The organism is Nocardioides sediminis (genome assembly GCF_003047295.1).
Taxonomy (GTDB): domain Bacteria; phylum Actinomycetota; class Actinomycetes; order Propionibacteriales; family Nocardioidaceae; genus Nocardioides; species Nocardioides sediminis.
In genome coordinates this window covers 259218-274461 of the sequence record NZ_PZYZ01000002.1, presented here as the reverse complement: position 1 = coordinate 274461, position 15244 = coordinate 259218, and the positions used below count along the sequence as shown (strand labels likewise).

The 15244-nt window shown below is 73.3% G+C and carries 14 protein-coding genes; 8 read left to right on the top strand and 6 right to left on the bottom strand.

Going from position 1 to position 15244, the window contains the following annotated elements; translation table 11 throughout:
- Positions 1–44 precede the first annotated feature (44 nt).
- Complete coding sequence (locus DAI17_RS06135; RefSeq protein WP_107772026.1) at positions 45–260, top strand: amphi-Trp domain-containing protein; 216 nt, start codon at positions 45–47, stop codon at positions 258–260.
- Positions 257–757 (top strand): metallophosphoesterase family protein, encoded by a 501-nt coding sequence (locus DAI17_RS06130; protein ID WP_199904963.1) that lies wholly within the window; start codon positions 257–259, stop codon positions 755–757. Before DAI17_RS06135 ends, DAI17_RS06130 begins: the two co-directional genes overlap by 4 nt.
- A 10-nt stretch (positions 758–767) precedes the next feature.
- Here DAI17_RS06130 and DAI17_RS06125 read toward each other — a convergent pair whose 3' ends face one another.
- Both DAI17_RS06125 and DAI17_RS06120 read right to left on the bottom strand, forming a co-directional pair.
- Positions 768–1112 (bottom strand): hypothetical protein, encoded by a 345-nt coding sequence (locus tag DAI17_RS06125; protein ID WP_107772024.1) that lies wholly within the window; start codon positions 1110–1112, stop codon positions 768–770.
- A complete protein-coding gene (locus tag DAI17_RS06120) occupies positions 1109–1414 on the bottom strand; it encodes a hypothetical protein (RefSeq protein ID WP_107772023.1) in 306 nt (101 codons plus the stop codon). Before DAI17_RS06120 ends, DAI17_RS06125 begins: the two co-directional genes overlap by 4 nt.
- A 140-nt stretch (positions 1415–1554) precedes the next feature.
- Between DAI17_RS06120 and DAI17_RS06115 the strand changes: the two genes are divergently transcribed.
- The 3 genes from DAI17_RS06115 to DAI17_RS06105 all read left to right on the top strand — a co-directional run bounded on the left by DAI17_RS06115 (position 1555) and on the right by DAI17_RS06105 (position 6775).
- Complete coding sequence (locus DAI17_RS06115; RefSeq protein WP_107772022.1) at positions 1555–3444, top strand: AMP-dependent synthetase/ligase; 1890 nt, start codon at positions 1555–1557, stop codon at positions 3442–3444.
- A 53-nt stretch (positions 3445–3497) separates the two neighbouring features.
- Positions 3498–4550: a hypothetical protein gene (locus DAI17_RS06110; RefSeq protein ID WP_107772021.1), complete on the top strand. Its 1053-nt coding sequence runs from the start codon at positions 3498–3500 to the stop codon at positions 4548–4550.
- A 77-nt stretch (positions 4551–4627) separates the two neighbouring features.
- Entirely contained in the window at positions 4628–6775 is a 2148-nt protein-coding gene (locus DAI17_RS06105; protein WP_107772020.1) for an MMPL family transporter, read from the top strand.
- Positions 6776–6796: 21 nt separating this feature from the next.
- On the opposite strand, the gene DAI17_RS06100 is transcribed toward DAI17_RS06105, so the two are convergent.
- On the bottom strand, positions 6797–8074 hold the full coding sequence (locus DAI17_RS06100; RefSeq protein WP_107772019.1) for an endonuclease/exonuclease/phosphatase family protein: 1278 nt from the start codon (positions 8072–8074) through the stop codon (positions 6797–6799).
- Positions 8075–8174: 100 nt separating this feature from the next.
- Entirely contained in the window at positions 8175–8888 is a 714-nt protein-coding gene (locus tag DAI17_RS06095) for a type 1 periplasmic-binding domain-containing protein (protein WP_107772018.1), read from the bottom strand.
- Between the two features lie 83 nt (positions 8889–8971).
- Here DAI17_RS06095 and xylB point away from each other — a divergent pair, with 83 nt between their 5' ends.
- The 3 genes from xylB to DAI17_RS06080 are packed head-to-tail and all read left to right on the top strand — an operon-like array spanning position 8972 to position 12722.
- Positions 8972–10387: a xylulokinase gene (gene xylB / locus DAI17_RS06090; RefSeq protein ID WP_107772017.1), complete on the top strand. Its 1416-nt coding sequence runs from the start codon at positions 8972–8974 to the stop codon at positions 10385–10387.
- Complete coding sequence (gene xylA / locus DAI17_RS21500; protein ID WP_107772016.1) at positions 10384–11556, top strand: xylose isomerase; 1173 nt, start codon at positions 10384–10386, stop codon at positions 11554–11556. Before xylB ends, xylA begins: the two co-directional genes overlap by 4 nt.
- Positions 11442–12722, top strand: coding sequence for an ROK family transcriptional regulator (locus tag DAI17_RS06080; RefSeq protein ID WP_267894719.1), 1281 nt, complete (start codon positions 11442–11444; stop codon positions 12720–12722). Before xylA ends, DAI17_RS06080 begins: the two co-directional genes overlap by 115 nt.
- A gap of 6 nt (positions 12723–12728) precedes the next feature.
- Here the strand turns inward: DAI17_RS06080 and DAI17_RS06075 are convergent, their stop codons facing one another.
- Complete coding sequence (locus tag DAI17_RS06075) at positions 12729–13958, bottom strand: ROK family protein (protein WP_107772014.1); 1230 nt, start codon at positions 13956–13958, stop codon at positions 12729–12731.
- Between the two features lie 9 nt (positions 13959–13967).
- Positions 13968–15242: a sugar ABC transporter permease gene (locus DAI17_RS06070; protein ID WP_107772013.1), complete on the bottom strand. Its 1275-nt coding sequence runs from the start codon at positions 15240–15242 to the stop codon at positions 13968–13970.
- Positions 15243–15244: the final 2 nt, after the last annotated feature.

The following is a 15244-nucleotide window of genomic DNA, read 5'->3' as shown; positions in this document are numbered from 1 at the left end:
CTCCCGCCGCTAGGTTCGGGACAAGCCCGAGACGAGGAGACCCCATGGACCTGTTCGAGATCGACGACACCCAGCGCATGAGCCGCGAGGACGCCGCGGCCCGCCTGCGAGCCCTCGCCGACGCGCTCGCCCGCAACAACTCCGTGGAGTTCCAGCGTGGGGGCAACCGCATCACCGTCCGCGTGCCCGACGAGGTGAACCTCAAGGTCGAGGTCGAGCTCGGCGACGACAACGAGCTGGAGATCGAGCTCACCTGGTGACGCGTCTCCTCCTGCTGGCCGACACCCACCTGCCCAAGCGGGCGCGGGACCTGCCCGACCAGGTGTGGGCGGCGGTGGACGAGGCGGAGCTCGTGGTCCATGCAGGCGACTGGGTCGACGCGGCGCTGCTCGACCGTCTCGACGAGCGCTCCCGGCGGCTCGTGGGGGTGTGGGGCAACAACGACCACGGCGTGCTGCGCGAGCGCCTCCCGGAGGTGGCCCGCGTCGAGGTCGACGGCGTCCGCCTCGCGGTCGTCCACGAGACCGGCCCCTCCCGGGGACGCGAGGCGCGCTGCAGCGGGCTCTACCCCGACGTCGACGTGCTGGTGTTCGGCCACAGCCACGTCCCGTGGGACACCACGACCGACACCGGCCTGAGGCTGCTCAACCCCGGGTCGCCGACGGACCGGCGACGCCAGCCCGCCTGTACGTACATGACGGCCACCACGGACTCGGGTCGGCTCCGTGACGTGGCGCTGCGCGAGGTCGTCCGCTGACACCCTCGGGCTACGCGTGCTCCTCGCGGTAGCGCGCGAGCAACCGGTCCAGCAGCGCGCCGAGGTCGGCGGCGAGCTCGTCGTCGAGCGTGGTGAAGGAGAACGTCGCCCGACCCGTACGCCGCGCGAGCAGCGCGGGCGAGCACGGCGCGAGCTCGTCGGGGTAGCGGTCGGCGATGACGAGGTAGAGGCTGACCTTGGTCTTCCCCCGCTTGAGCGCGGCGAAGTAGTCGTGCCCCGAGGATCCCGGCCAGACGAGCGACGGGATCCCGTAGATCGTGCCGTCGACCAGCTCGTCGCGGTGGCGGTCGAGGAGCGCGGTCAGGCGCGACTCCACCGCCTCGAGGTCGCTCACGGCGTCCCCTCGCGCCGCTCGTGGAGCCGCTGCTGGGCCTCGGGCAGGAAGGCGAGGCAGGGCGCCTCGGTGCCGGGGTGCTTCTCGACGAGGTGGAAGGTCCACCGGTCCATCGCCGCCATGTAGCCGTTGTCCTGCCCGGCCCGGTAGGTCGACCAGGCGCGGTGGCCCTTGGCCCGGCAGGTCGCGCACGCGACCGTGTAGACGAACTGCTGGTCGGCGTCGACGTCGATCGACACCCGGGCCAGCGGGCCGCCCTGCGCGGCGGCCTTCCTCTCGCGGGCGGAGCGGGTCGCCACCATGTCGTCCTCCGGGGTCGGATTGCGGGTTCGTGCGTCCACAGTGTCGCCCCACCGCGGTCGTGGCCCGAAGGGCCCTAGCCACGGGCACCTCGGGTGCGTGAGGATCGTGACTCCCGTCACACCCCCGAGGAGCCGAGACGATGACCGACGTGCTGACCGATTCCGTCCACCCCACGGTCGCGGCCGACCGCGCGCGGATCCAGGAGGCGGTCGCCGGCCGCACCCTCATCGACGCGCTGGCCGACACCGCGACGGCGCACGCCGACGAGCCGGCGTACAGCGACAAGCACGACGTCGCGGAGGGCGAGTCGTGGCGCACCCTGACCTGGGCGCAGACCCGGGAGGCGGCCCTCGACATCGCGGCCGCGCTCGTCGGGGCGGGCGTCGGGGTCGGCGACACCGTGGCGATCATGGCCACCAACCGGATCGAGCACATGGTCGGCGACATGGGCGCGGTGCACGCGGCGGCCACCCCGATGTCGATCTACAACACCCTCTCCCCCGAGCAGGTCGCCTTCATCGCGGGCGAGTCCACCCCGAGCGCGGTGATCCTGGAGGGACCCGACCAGCTCGAGCGGTGGCGCGACGCCCTCGACGCCGTCGGGACGGTCGTGGTGCTGGACGCGGCGAGCACCCCCGACGACGAGCGCCACGTCTCCTGGGCCGACTTCCTGGCCCGCGGGGCGGCGTACCGGCGCGAGCACCCCGACGTGCTCGAGGAGCGCCACCGGGCGCTGGACCCCGACGCGCCGGCGACGATCCTCTACACCTCCGGCACGACCGGCAACCCCAAGGGCGTCGTGCTGACCCACCACAACGTGCTCTACGAGGCGCTCAGCACCCTGGAGGCCGCGGGGCTCGGCGAGCCGCAGCGACAGGTCAGCTACCTCCCGCTGGCCCACATCGCCGAGCGCATCCTGGGCCTCTACGGGCCGCAGGTGACGAGCGGGCACGTGCACCTCGTCGGCGACCCGGCGCAGCTGCTGGCGACCCTCGGCGAGGTCCACCCCACGGCGTTCTTCGGCGTCCCCCGCGTCTGGGAGAAGATCAAGACCGGCCTCTCCGCCAAGCTCGCGGCGGACCCCAACCCGGACAACGTCAAGCTCGTGCAGGACTCGATGGCCGCCGGGCTCGCCTGGGTGCAGGCCCAGGAGGTCGGCGGTGAGATGACCCCGGAGATCGAGGCCGCCTACCAGCAGGCGGAGGAGTCGATCCTCGGGTTCCTCAAGCTGCTCCTCGGTCTCGACCAGGTGACGTGGGCCGGCTCGGCGGCCGCGCCGATGCCGTTGGAGGTCGCCAAGTTCATGGCCGGCCTGGGCCTCAAGGTCTACGACGTCTACGGCATGACCGAGACGTGCGGCGCGGTGACCGCCAACGGGCCGGGCGGCTTCCGCCTCGGGACGGTCGGCCGGGCCACCCCGGGCATGGAGGTCCGCCTCGGGGAGGACAACGAGGTCCTGGTCCGCGGCCCGGTGGTCACCCCCGGCTACCACCGCCAGGAGCAGGCCACGCGCAACCTGATCGACGCCGACGGCTGGGTCCACACCGGCGACATCGGCACCCTCGACGAGGACGGCTTCTTCGCGATCGTGGACCGCAAGAAGGAGCTGATCATCACCTCGGCCGGCAAGAACATCGCCCCCTCCAACATCGAGAACTACCTCAAGGAGTCGCCGGTCGTCGGGCACGCGATGGCCGTCGGCGACAACCGTCCCTACGTGGTGGCGATCCTGACCCTCGACGGCGAGGTCGCCCCGGCGATCGCGCAGGCTCGCGGCATCGAGTTCACCGACCTCGCGGACCTGTCCGCCCACCCCGAGATCCGCGCGATGGCCCAGGACGCGGTCGACAAGGCCAACGCGCGCCTCTCCCGGCCCGAGCAGGTCAAGGCGTGGGAACTGCTGCCGGCGGAGTGGACGGCCGAGTCCGAGGAGCTCACCCCGACGCTCAAGCTCAAGCGACGGGTCGTCAACCGCAAGTACGCCGACGTCGTGGAGCGCCTCTACGCGGCCCACGAAGACGGGGCGTGACCGCCACCGACGCCCGGATGCAACCTCCGCGACCCCGACGGAGTCCTTGAGGCATGAACCGTCTCCTCGTCGCGCTGGCCGTCGCCCCACTGGCCCTCACCCTCCACTCCGCACCCGCCGGCGGGTCGGCCCCTGGTGCCGCCGAACCCCGTCAGGTCTTCGACGTCTCCGACCTCGACACCGGCGACGCCCCGCGGCTGGCGTGGGCCGAGCGCACCGGCGCCGGCCGCTTCACCGTCCACGCCGCCGGCGGGAGCACGACTCCCGTCACCGGCGAGCTCCGCGAGCTCGCCCCGATGGGGTCGGGGTACGTGGTCCAGACCGGCGGCGCCCGCCCGCCCCGGGTCCGCTGGATCGCCGCCGACGGCAGCCCGGGCCGGCGGGAGTGGCGCACCGGCTACGGCCTGGCCGTGTCGCCCGGGGGTGGCGCGGTGGCCTTCACCGTCCGCAGGGGCGGCGTCCGGGTGATCGACTCCGAGGGCGACCGGGTGCTGCGGATGCCCTCGGTGCCCGGGGTCCGGGGGTTCAACTCCCCCGCCGGCGTCTCGGCCGACGACTGCCGCGAGGACGAGGACAGCAACGGGTGCTCGGTCGCGGTGAACTCCACGCGGCGGCCGGTCAGCTGGTACACCACCTCGCACGGCATCGTCGACGCCACCGGGTTCCGCACCTGGTCCACGGGCCGCGGCCGCTGGACCGCGGGCATCACCAGCGTCTCCGACACCGGCAGCTGCAGCGCGGTGCGTCGCGGCATCCGGACCCGCTGGACGACCTGCCGCAACCAGCTCTCGGTCATCGCCCCCGACACCCGGCACGTGGTCGGCACCCCGGCGTACGCCGACGGCTTCGGCCCCACCCGGCTCGACCTGCTCGAGCTGCGCTCGGGCGACCGGGTGCGCTCCTGGACGCCCGACCGGCGCGGTCGCTCCGCGACGTACTTCGACCAGGTCTGGGAGGACCCCGAGCACCTGCTCGTGGTGACCTACCAGGCCGGCGAGTGGGCCGTCGTGCGGCTCGGGACCGACGGGTCGATGGAGTACGCCGTCCCGCCGCGCGCCGACAACGGCGACATGGAGTCCCCGTTCCACCTCCAGGTGCGCTCCTGAACCCGGTCTAGACCCCTGCCGCGACTAGGTGAAAAGCCTGATGCGGGAGACCGGTCGGACCTGTTGCACTGGGAGCCATGAACCGTCGACTTGCCGGGGCCCTCACCGGGCCGGTCACCAAGTGGGTCGTGCTCGTCGCGTGGCTGCTGATCGCCGCGGGCGCGGCCATGTTCGCCTCCAAGCTGGCGGACGTCCAGAACAACGAGGCCTCCTCGTGGCTGCCCGAGTCGGCCGAGTCGACCCGGGCCTTCGAGAAGCTGGAGCCGTTCCAGGACCCCAACGCCATCCCGACCGTGGTCGTCTACGAGCGGGAGGGCGGCCTGACCGAGGCCGACCTCGCCGCCATCGAGGAGCACGCCACCGAGTTCGCCTCGATGGACGGCCTGGCGCAGGCCATGGAGGGACGTCCGCCCTCGGTGGTCAGCCCGGCCACGGCCGAGCAGCTCGGCTTCCCCGCCGTGTCGGAGAGCGGTGACGTCGCCCAGACGTCGGTCACCTTCGACCTGGGCTCCGAGGGCTGGAACGAGATGCCCGGCGTGGCCGACGACCTGCGAGACATCGCGGACATCGAGGGCGTGGAGGTCTACGTGGCCGGCGCCGGCGGCCAGGCCGCCGACTCCGCCGAGGCGTTCGGCGGCATCGACACGACCCTGCTGACGGCCACGCTCAGCGTCGTCATCGTGATCCTGCTCTTCACCTACCGCAGCCCGGTGCTGTGGATGCTGCCGATCTTCAGCGCGGTGGTGGCCCTCTTCGTCTCGCAGGCCCTGATCTACTTCCTGGCGCGGTACGCCGACCTGACCGTCAACGGCCAGTCCTACGCCATCCTCACCATCCTGGTGATCGGCGCCGGAACGGACTACGCGCTGCTCCTGGTGGCCCGCTACCGCGAGGAGCTGCGCCGCCACCAGGACCGGCACGAGGCGATGGCCTTCGCGCTGCACCGGGCGGCTCCGGCGCTGATGGCGAGCGCGGCGACCGTGGCGCTGGGCATGCTGTGCCTGATGCTCGCCGAGATGAACTCCACGGCCGGCCTCGGCCCCGTGGCGGCCATCGGCATCGGCGTGACGTTCGTGGTGATGGTGACGCTGCTGCCCGCCCTGCTGGTGATCGCCGGACGGTGGGTCTTCTGGCCGCGGCGGCCGGCGTACGGCTCCCCCGAGCCGACCCGGACCGGCTTCTGGGCCCACGTCGGCCGTTGGATCGCCCCGCGACCGCGCAAGGTCTGGGTGGTCACCTCGGCGATCCTCGCCGTCGCCTGCCTGGGCCTGCTCCGCCTCGACACCAACGGCCTGGCGACCGAGGACTCCTACACCCAGGAGTTCCAGTCGGTCACCGGCCAGCAGGTCCTCGTGGACGCCGGGCTGGTCGACCAGTCCAACACCGTGATGGTGGTGGCGAAGGCCGGCAGCGAGGACGCGATCACCGAGGCCCTCACCGGGCTGCAGGACGTCGAGCCGCCCAAGCCCGCCGTCACGGCCGGGGACGTCACCATGGTCGAGGCCGCGATCTCCTTCGACCCAGCCTCGCCCGAGGCGTTCGAGACCGTCGAGCGGGTCCGCGGCGCCGTCCACTCCGTCGAGGGCGCCGACGCCCTCGTGGGCGGCAACTCGGCCTTCTTCCTCGACACCCGCGACGCCGCCAACCGGGACAACCTCGTGATCATCCCGGTGATCCTGCTCGTGGTCTTCCTGATCCTGATGGCCCTGCTGCGCTCCGTCCTGGCGCCGCTGATCCTGATCGCCACCGTCGTGCTCTCCTTCGGGGCGGCCATGGGGATCTCCGCGATGCTCTTCGAGTACGTCTTCGGCTTCGCCGGCTCCGACCCAGGCTTCCCGCTGTTCGCGTTCGTGTTCCTCGTCGCGCTGGGCATCGACTACAACATCTTCCTGATGACCCGCGTGCGCGAGGAGACCATGCACTCCGGCACCCGCAAGGGCGCCCTCGTGGCGCTCACCTCGACTGGCGGGGTGATCACCAGCGCGGGCCTGGTGCTCGCGGCGACCTTCCTGGTGCTCGGCACCATCCCGGTCGTCTTCCTGGCCCAGCTCGGCGTCGCGGTCGCCCTCGGCGTCATCCTGGACACGATGATCGTCCGCTCGGTGCTGGTGACCGCGATCAACATGGACCTCGGCGGTCGGATCTGGTGGCCCAGCAGGCTCGACCGGGAGGACCACCACCTCACGCTCGAGGAGGTCCAGGAGCCGATCGAGACCGTGCACTGAGGCGGCCTCGACCGGCCGGGCTCAGTGGCGCACGTCCACCCAGACCTGGCGGTGGTCGGAGGTCGGCACTCCGGTGAACGGCCAGCGGGCCGGGTCGTAGTCCCCGGTCAGGTAGTAGAGCGGGTCGGCGTCGACCGGCCAGAAGATCCCCGAACCGACGACCTTCGTCCCCTTCGACGGCAGCACGTAGTCGACGCGCAGGTTGCCGGGCGCCCCGTCCGCGAAGTCCGCTGTGTCCAGCGCCGGGTCGCCGTCGTGGAGGAGGTTGGCCCCGCCCTGGTCGACGGCCTCGGCGCCGCCCGCCGAGGTCGGCTCGGGGTCGACCACCCGCGGGTGCCGGAGCAGCTGGTCGATCGCGGCGTCGACGGAGTCGCCGTCCTCGGGGTCGGCGTTCTGGTCGCCGGCGATCACGAACGACGCACCGCGTGGCAGCCCGCCGTACCGCCCCTCGTCGTCGTAGATGTACGCCGCGCGCTTGCGGACGGGCGAGACGTAGTCGGCCCAGAAGCGGATCTCGTCGTGGTTGCGCAGGCCGTTGCGGTCCTCGGGTCCGTCGAAGGTGGGGGGCGTCGGGTGGGACACCAGGAAGTGCACGGTCTCGTCGCCGACCTCGATCGGCACGTCCCAGTGCGACTTGGAGGAGAGGCGGACGTCCTGGAGCTCCTCGGCGGAGTACCAGTCGGCTGGAGCGTCGGTCGCCGGGTCGTCGGGCAGCAGCGCGCCCGGCATGTCGGCCCAGCGGAAGGTCCGGAACGTCCGCACGGCGTCGGTGTCGATGGGGTGCTGGGAGTAGACGACCATGCCGTACTGGCCCGGGAACAGCCCGAACCCGAAGGCGTCGTCGCCCCCTCCGACCCTGCCGTCGTTGTTGAGGTCGTGCCCGCTCGGTACGCCGGTGTTGGACGGCGCGACGTAGGCGTGGGGGTAGTCGATCGGGCCGGCGTCCCCGTGGGCGACCTCGAGGAAGTTGTCGCGGAAGAGATCGACCGCGGCGGGGTCGAAGTCGAACTCGTTGACCAGCAGCACGTCGGGCCGCACGCGCTGGATCGTCTCGGCGACGCGGTGCGCCTGCTGGACCGGGAGGGTCCCGGAGTCGGGCGCGGCCAGGTCGGCGGCCAGCCCGCCGGGGGTGGACCGGTTGAGCGAGGCGTTGAAGGTGGAGAACCGCACGGTCTCCCGCTCGCCGTGGCCGTGGCGGTGGTCTCGGTCGCGGTCGTCGTGGGCCGCGGCCGTGGTGGTGGCGGGCAGCACGGCGAGGACCGCCGCGAGTCCGGCGGCGAGCAGGGTGGTACGTCGCATGGGGGACCTCCGAGTTGGGGACCCGCCCACGATAGGACGATCCCGCGCCCGGGCACTCCCCTCTGCGGGTGGCCTCCGGATGAACGCCCGGTCGCGCGACCTAGACGAAGCCGATCCGCTCGCACCTGCGTGCGGTGGACCCCGAGCAGAGCTCCTCGAGCGTGACGGCGCCCTGCCCGACGAGCACGGTGGTGAGGTCGGCCAGCCGCACCTCGGTGACGGCGTGCAGGAAGGACGGCACCCCCTCGAGGTCCTCGGCGCCCTCGACCTCGGCGCCCGCGAGGACGGCGACGGCCACGTCGGCGGCCTGCTCGCTCATCGCGGTGGCGGGGACGTGCAGCATCGAGCGGCGCTTGCCGGTCACGACCTGGCGGGCCGCCTCCAGGTCGGAGCCCGCCTCGGGGCCCGAGTCGTCGGGCACGACGGGCTCGGCGGTGCCGACGAACCAGTCGGCACCGGGGACCAGGGTCGTGTGGGCGACGACGGGCACCTCGTCCTCACCACCGCCGACGAGCGCCTCGGCCTCCTCGACCTCGACCGGGTCGAGGACGATCACGTCGGCGCTGTCGTCGAGGGCCTCGTCTGCCTGGGCGGCCTGGGCGGCGGCGTCACCCTCGGCGTCGTACACCCGGACCGTGCACTCCTCGCAGGTCGCCTCGACGCGGGCCTCGAAGGCCTCGGCGTCGACTCGGGGCTCGAGGCGCTGGGTGGCGTCGGAGGCCAGCAGCGCGACGACGGTGGGGTTCTCCCGGACGCAGCCCGTGAGCACGGTGCACCCCAGCAGGGCGGCGAGGATCATCGTGAGGGCGCGCATCGCGGCACATCGTATGCGGCAGCGGGCGGAACTTCTCCGCCGCGGCCGTTGACATTAGTTCGAGTCGCGTACTTAATAGTCGGGTGACCCTCGTGCTCGGCATCGACTCCTCCACGCAGTCGACCAAGGCGCTGCTCGTCGACGCCGACGACGGCACCGTCGTCGACTCCGGCACGGCGCCCCACCCGCCCGGCACCGAGGTCGACCCGCGGGCCTGGCTGCAGGCGGTCGACCAGGCGACCGACGGCCTGCTCGAGCGCGCGGACGCGGTCTCGGTCGCGGGCCAGCAGCACGGCATGGTGGCGCTCGACGACGACGGCGAGCCGGTCCGCGACGCGCTGCTGTGGAACGACACCCGCTCGGCCGGCGCCGCAGGCGACCTCGTCGCGGAGATGGGCGGACCCCAGGAGTGCGCCGACGCCGTCGGCAGCGTGCTCGTCGCCTCCTTCACCGCCGCCAAGCTGCGCTGGCTCCGGGACCACGAGCCGGAGCGGGCACGTCGCGTGGCGTCGGTGCTGCTCCCGCACGACTACGTGTCGCGGCACCTGAGCGCCCCGGGCACCTCGGCGTTCACCGACCGCGGCGACGCGTCCGGCACCGGCTACTTCGCCACCCGCTCGGGCGAGTGGCGTCCCGACCTCGCCGAGCGGGCGCTGGGGCGTGCCGTCGCCCTCCCCCGGGTCGTGGCCCCCGGCACCGTGGCCGCCGAGACCGCCCGCGGCGCCGTGATGGCCGGGGGCACCGGCGACAACATGGGGGCTGCCCTCGGCATGGCCCTCGCCCCCGGCGACGTGCTCCTGTCGGTGGGCACCTCCGGGGTCGCCTCGACGGTGAGCGCGACCGCGGTCGCCGACGGCACCGGGGTGGTCACGGGGTTCGCGGACGCCAGCGGCGGCTTCCTGCCGATGGTCACCACCATCAACGCGGCGGGCATCCTCGACCTCCAGGCCCGCTGGCTCGGCGTCGACCACGAGGGGCTGGCCGCCCTCGCGCTCGAGTCCTCGCCCGGGGCCGGCGGGGTCGCCGTGCTGCCCTACTACGGCGGCGAGCGCACCCCCAACCGCCCCGGCGCCGTCGGCACCTGGACCGGCCTCACGCCCGCCACCACCCGCGCCGACCTCGCGCGAGCGGCGTACGAGGCCCTGCTGTGCTCCCTGGCCGACGCGCTCGACCGCCTGGTCGACGCCACGGGCGAGCAGCCCCGGCGACTGCTCCTGGTCGGCGGGGCGACCCGCAGCGCCGCCCTGCGCGCCCTCGCGCCCGCCGTCCTGGGCCGTCCCGTCACGCTCCCACCCTCGGCCGAGTACGTCGCGCTGGGGGCCGCGCGGCAGGCGGCCTGGGCGCTCTCCGGCGCGGCCGAGCCACCCGTCTGGCCGGGGCCCGAGACCACCGTCCTCGAGGCCGAGACCAACCCCCACGTCCGCGAGGTCTACGCCGACCTGCGCGAGCGCACCGCCCACTGGACCCCACCCGCACACCGCACGGAAGGCACGGCATGAGCCACCACATCGACATCCCCGCACCCACCCCCGAGGACAAGTTCTCCTTCGGCCTCTGGACCGTCGGCTGGCAGGCGCGCGACCCCTTCGGCGACGCCACCCGACCGGCGATGGACACCGTCCACGCCCTGGAGAAGCTCGCCGCCCTCGGGGCCTACGGCGTCAACTTCCACGACGACGACGTCATCCCCTTCGGCAGCGACGAGGCCACCCGGGACGCGATCATCCGACGCTTCAAGCAGGGGCTGGCCGACACGGGACTGGCCGTCACCACCGCCACGACCAACCTGTTCACGCACCCGGTCTTCAAGGCCGGTGCCTTCACCAACAACGACCGTGACATCCGGCGTTTCGCGCTCCGCAAGGTGATGCGCAACATCGACCTCGCCGCCGAGCTCGGCGCTCAGGTGTACGTCGCGTGGGGTGGCCGCGAGGGGGCCGAGTACGGCGCCTCGCAGGACACCCGGGTCGCCCTGGACCGGATGAAGGAGGCCTTCGACCTCCTCGGCGAGTACGTGACCGAGCAGGGCCACGACCTGCGGTTCGCGATCGAGCCCAAGCCCAACGAGCCGCGCGGCGACATCCTCCTGCCGACCGTCGGCCACGCGCTGGCGTTCATCGAGAGGCTCGAGCGTCCCGAGCTCGTCGGGGTGAACCCCGAGATCGGGCACGAGGAGATGGCCGGCCTGAACGCCGCCGCGGGCTACGCGCAGGCGCTGTGGCACGGAAAGCTCTTCCACATCGACCTCAACGGACAGAACGGCCCCAAGTACGACCAGGACCTGCGTTTCGGCGCGGGCAACGTCCGGGGCGCGTTCTGGGTGGTCGACACCCTCCTCGCGGGCGGCTACGACGGACCGGTCCACTTCGACTACAAGCCGGCGCGCACGGAGGACGAGGAGGGCGTGTGGGTCTCGGCCGAGGCCTGCATGCGCAACTACCTCGTGCTGCGCGAGAAGGTCAGGGCCTTCCGCGCGGACCCCGAGGTGCAGGAGGCGCTGGAGGTCGCCCGGGTGTCCGAGCTGGCCGTGCCCACCCTGGGCGGGGGCGAGGGCTGGAAGGAGCTGCTGGAGGCCGACCTGCCCGACCCCGAGGCCCTCGCGGTCCGCGGCGCGGGGTTCGAGCGGCTCGACCAGCTGGCCCTCGAGCACCTGTACGGCGTCCGCTGACCACGCAGCGCTCCGGCGCTGGCACCGAGGGGCTGCGGCGGGCCAACACCGCCGCCGTCCTCCGGGCCCTGCGCCGCTCGGGGTCCTCGACCCGCGCCGAGCTGTCCCAGCAGACCGGGCTGGCCAAGGCGACCGTCGGCGCGATCGTGGCCGAGCTCGAGGCCGTCGGCGCGGTGGCCGAGGAGGGGTCCCGGCCGGGCGTCCGCGGCCGGCCCGGTCGGCCGGTGGCGCTGCGCGGCGAGCACTTCGTCGCCCTCGGCCTCGAGCTCAACGTCGACTACGTCTCCGCGGTCGCGGTCGACCTCGCCGGCGAGGTGCGCTTCAGCGAGAGCCGAGCGGGCGGCGGAGCCGCCGACCTCCTCGCCCTGGCGCGCACCGCCCAGCGGGAGCTCGCCGACCCGGGACGCACGCTGGTGGGGATCACGGTCGCCGTGCCGGCCCTGGTGCGCAGGGACGACCGCACGGTGGCCTGGGCGCCCAACCTCGACCTCGAGGGTCCGGGGCTGGCCGACGACCTCGCGGCGATCGCGCCCGGCCGGCCGGTGCGGGTCAGCAACGACGCCGACTGCGCGGCGTACGCGGAGTCCCACCACGGCGCGGCGGTGGGCGCCGCGCACGCCCTCTACCTGACGGGCACCGTCGGCATCGGCGCCGGCATCCTCCAGGACGGAGAGCTCGTGCGCGGCGGCGCAGGCTTCGCCGGCGAGGTCGGGCACATGCCGGTCGGCAGCTCCGACGCCGTCTGCGGGTGCGGTCGCCGTGGCTGCTGGGAGGCCTCGATCGGGCTCCAGGCGATGGTGCGGGCGGTGGGGGTGCAGGAGCTCGAGACCCCGCTGCGCACCGGGGAGGCCGTCGCGGAGCGAGCCCGGACCGACCCGGCGGTCCGGGCCGCGCTCGAACGGGTCGGCCACGACGTCGGCCTCGGCATCGCGACGCTCAGCACGGTCCTCGACCCGGAGGTCGTGGTGCTCGGCGGGTACTTCGTGCCCCTCGGCGACCTCGTGCTCGAGTCGGCCCGACGCACGGTCGACGAGCGGCTCCCCTCGCCCGAGCAGGTCCGGCCCGAGCTGCGGCTGAGCACGCTCGGCATCGAGGCGGCGGCCCTCGGCGCCGCCGAGCAGTCCTTCGAGCCGGTCCTGGCCGGCCACCGCGACCTGACCGCCTGACGCGGCTCAGCCGGCGAGGGCGGTGCGCACGTCCAGCAGGGCTGACCCGAGCGCGGCCACCGGGTCGACGAACAGCGGCTCCAGGGCGATCTCCGCGGCACCGAGGAGCGTCGAGTCCGAGCCGAGCCCCGGGAGCGCGAGCGTCACCGACTCCAGGGGCGCCGGGAGCGTCCGCTCGGCGAGCCCCGCGACCACCTCGGCACGCACCAGCGGGAAGAGGGTGCGGAAGTAGCCGCCCAGCACGACCACCTGCGGGTTGAAGACGTTGACGATGCTCGCCAGCCCCTGCCCGAGGGCTGTGCCGGTGTCGCGGAGCCCGGGGGTCGGCTCGCGGAAGCCCTCGAGGACCTCGTCGAGCTGCGCCACCTTGTCGGCCGGGCAGCTGATCGCCTCGGCGATGGCGTGCGCCCCCACCTCGGTCTCCCAGCACCCCCGGTTGCCGCAGTGGCACGGACGTCCTTGCGGGTTGAACCGGAGGTGGCCGACCTCGCCGGCGTAGCCGGCCGCCCCCTCGAAGCGGCGCCCTCCGGTGATGATGCCCGCGCCGACGCCCACGTTGCCCGAGACGTAGATGAGGTCGTCGATGCCGACGCCCGCCCCGCGACGGTGCTCGGCCAGGGCGCCGAGGTCCGCGTCGTTGGCCAACGAGACCGGGATGTCCAGCCCCAGGGCCGCGAGCACGATGCCGCCGAACGACACGTCGTGCCACTCCAGGTTGGGCGCCAGCCGGATCAGGCCGTCGCTGCGGCGCACCATGCCCGGCACGCTGATGCCGATGCCGACGAGCGGCGCGACCGGCGGCACGTCGGCGACGACGCTCCGGATCAGTGCGGCCACGGACGAGCCCACCTGCCAGGCCTCGCCCTCGCCGTGCACCGGGGCCTGCGCACGCTGCAGCACCCGGCCACCGAGACCGACCCGGGCGACGACGGCGCGGTCGACTCCCAGGTCGACCGCGACGACGTACGGCCCGTCCGCGGCGATCCGGACCCCGGCGGAGGGTCGACCGGCCCCCTGGCGGACGTTGCCGACGGGCACCGCCCGCTCGGAGACCCCGAGCGACTCCAGCTCGGCCACCAGCCCGGCGATGGTGCTCCGGTTGAGCCCCATCAGGCTGGTCAGCTCGGCCCGCGACATGTGGCCCGCGCCGTGCAGGTGCCGCAGCAGGGTCCCGAGGTTGTGACGCCGTACGGCCTCCTGGTTGGTCCCGAGGCCCGAGCGCCGTGGGGAGGTCACGGGAGCGACCTAGACACCGGCCGCAGAGCGACGGCGGCGCGAGATCGCGTCGACGCTCGCGGCGAGCAGGAGGACACCACCGGTGACCAGGAAGTTGATGTAGCTCGCCTGGTTGAGCAGGCCGAGGCCGTTGGGGATGGTGGCGATCACCAGCCCGCCGATGACGGCGTCGATCGCCCGGCCGCGACCACCGAAGAGGCTGGTGCCGCCGATCACCGCGGCGCCCACGGCGTACAGCAGCTCGTTGCCGCCACCGGAGCCCGGCGAGACCTTGCCGGTGTACGACGCCGCGAGCAGTCCGCTGATCGCCGCCATCGAGGAGCAGATGATGAACGCGGCGATCTTGATGCGCGTCACGCTGATGCCGGCCCGGCGTGCGGCCTCGGCGTTGCCGCCGACCGCGTAGAGGTGCCGGCCGAACCGGGTCTTGCCGAGGATGAAGGTCCAGAAGAGCAGCAGGGCGACCACGACGGGCAGCACCCACGGGATCCCGCTGATCTCGAACAGGTCGGGGTTGGGCGCGCGGTTGGCGCTGAGCAGCGCGGTGACCCCCAGGACGACCACCGCGAGCACGGCGATCTTGATGACCACGAGGCCCAGCGGCTGGTGGACCAGGCCCCGGGCCGAGAGCGACCGGTAGCGCCACAGGGACAGCGCGGCGAACGCCAGCACGATGAGCACCGCCGCGATCCAGCCCGCGGTCAGCGGCACGTTCTTGATCGACAGGCCGCGCAGCACCGTGTCGTTGAACCGCAGCGACCCGCCGGAGCCGATGAGCTTGAGGGGGATCGCCTGGAGCGCGAGGAAGAACGCCAGGGTCACCACGAACGACGGGATGCCCAGGAAGGCGACCAGGGAGCCGATGGCGAGCCCGATCACCGCGCCGGTGGCGATGCCGGCCAGGGTCGCCGCCCACCACGTCCAGTCGTAGTCGATGAGCATCAGCGCGATGATCGTCGCCGAGGCGCCGCCGGCCACGCCGGCCGACAGGTCGATCTCGCCGAGCAGCAGCACGAAGACGATGCCCATGGCGAGCACGATGATCGAGCCGGCCTGGATCACCAGGTTGGCCATGTTGTACGTCGTCAGGAACCGGTCGTGCAGCGAGCTGAAGACGATGAACAGGAAGACCAGGCCGAGGATGGCGGGCAGGGAGCCCATGTCGCCGCCGCGCAGGCGGTCGACGTAGTCACGGGCCGAGTCGCGGATGGAGGCGGCCTGCCGGTTGTCGCTGTCGAAGCCGCTCGGGGCGGCGGCGGGCTGGGTGTCGGAGCCGACGGTCATGA

What these genes read in the sequence shown, in the direction of transcription:
- DAI17_RS06110 (WP_107772021.1), top strand. Translation starts at nt 3,498, where the DNA reads ATGAACCGTCTCCTCGTCGCGCTGGCCGTCGCCCCACTGGCCCTCACC.
- DAI17_RS06070 (WP_107772013.1), bottom strand. Translation starts at nt 15,242, where the DNA reads ATGACCGTCGGCTCCGACACCCAGCCCGCCGCCGCCCCGAGCGGCTTC.
- DAI17_RS06115 (WP_107772022.1), top strand. Translation starts at nt 1,555, where the DNA reads ATGACCGACGTGCTGACCGATTCCGTCCACCCCACGGTCGCGGCCGAC.
- DAI17_RS06120 (WP_107772023.1), bottom strand. Translation starts at nt 1,414, where the DNA reads ATGGTGGCGACCCGCTCCGCCCGCGAGAGGAAGGCCGCCGCGCAGGGC.
- DAI17_RS06105 (WP_107772020.1), top strand. Translation starts at nt 4,628, where the DNA reads ATGAACCGTCGACTTGCCGGGGCCCTCACCGGGCCGGTCACCAAGTGG.
- DAI17_RS06100 (WP_107772019.1), bottom strand. Translation starts at nt 8,074, where the DNA reads ATGCGACGTACCACCCTGCTCGCCGCCGGACTCGCGGCGGTCCTCGCC.
- DAI17_RS06095 (WP_107772018.1), bottom strand. Translation starts at nt 8,888, where the DNA reads ATGCGCGCCCTCACGATGATCCTCGCCGCCCTGCTGGGGTGCACCGTG.
- DAI17_RS06135 (WP_107772026.1), top strand. Translation starts at nt 45, where the DNA reads ATGGACCTGTTCGAGATCGACGACACCCAGCGCATGAGCCGCGAGGAC.
- xylA (WP_107772016.1), top strand. Translation starts at nt 10,384, where the DNA reads ATGAGCCACCACATCGACATCCCCGCACCCACCCCCGAGGACAAGTTC.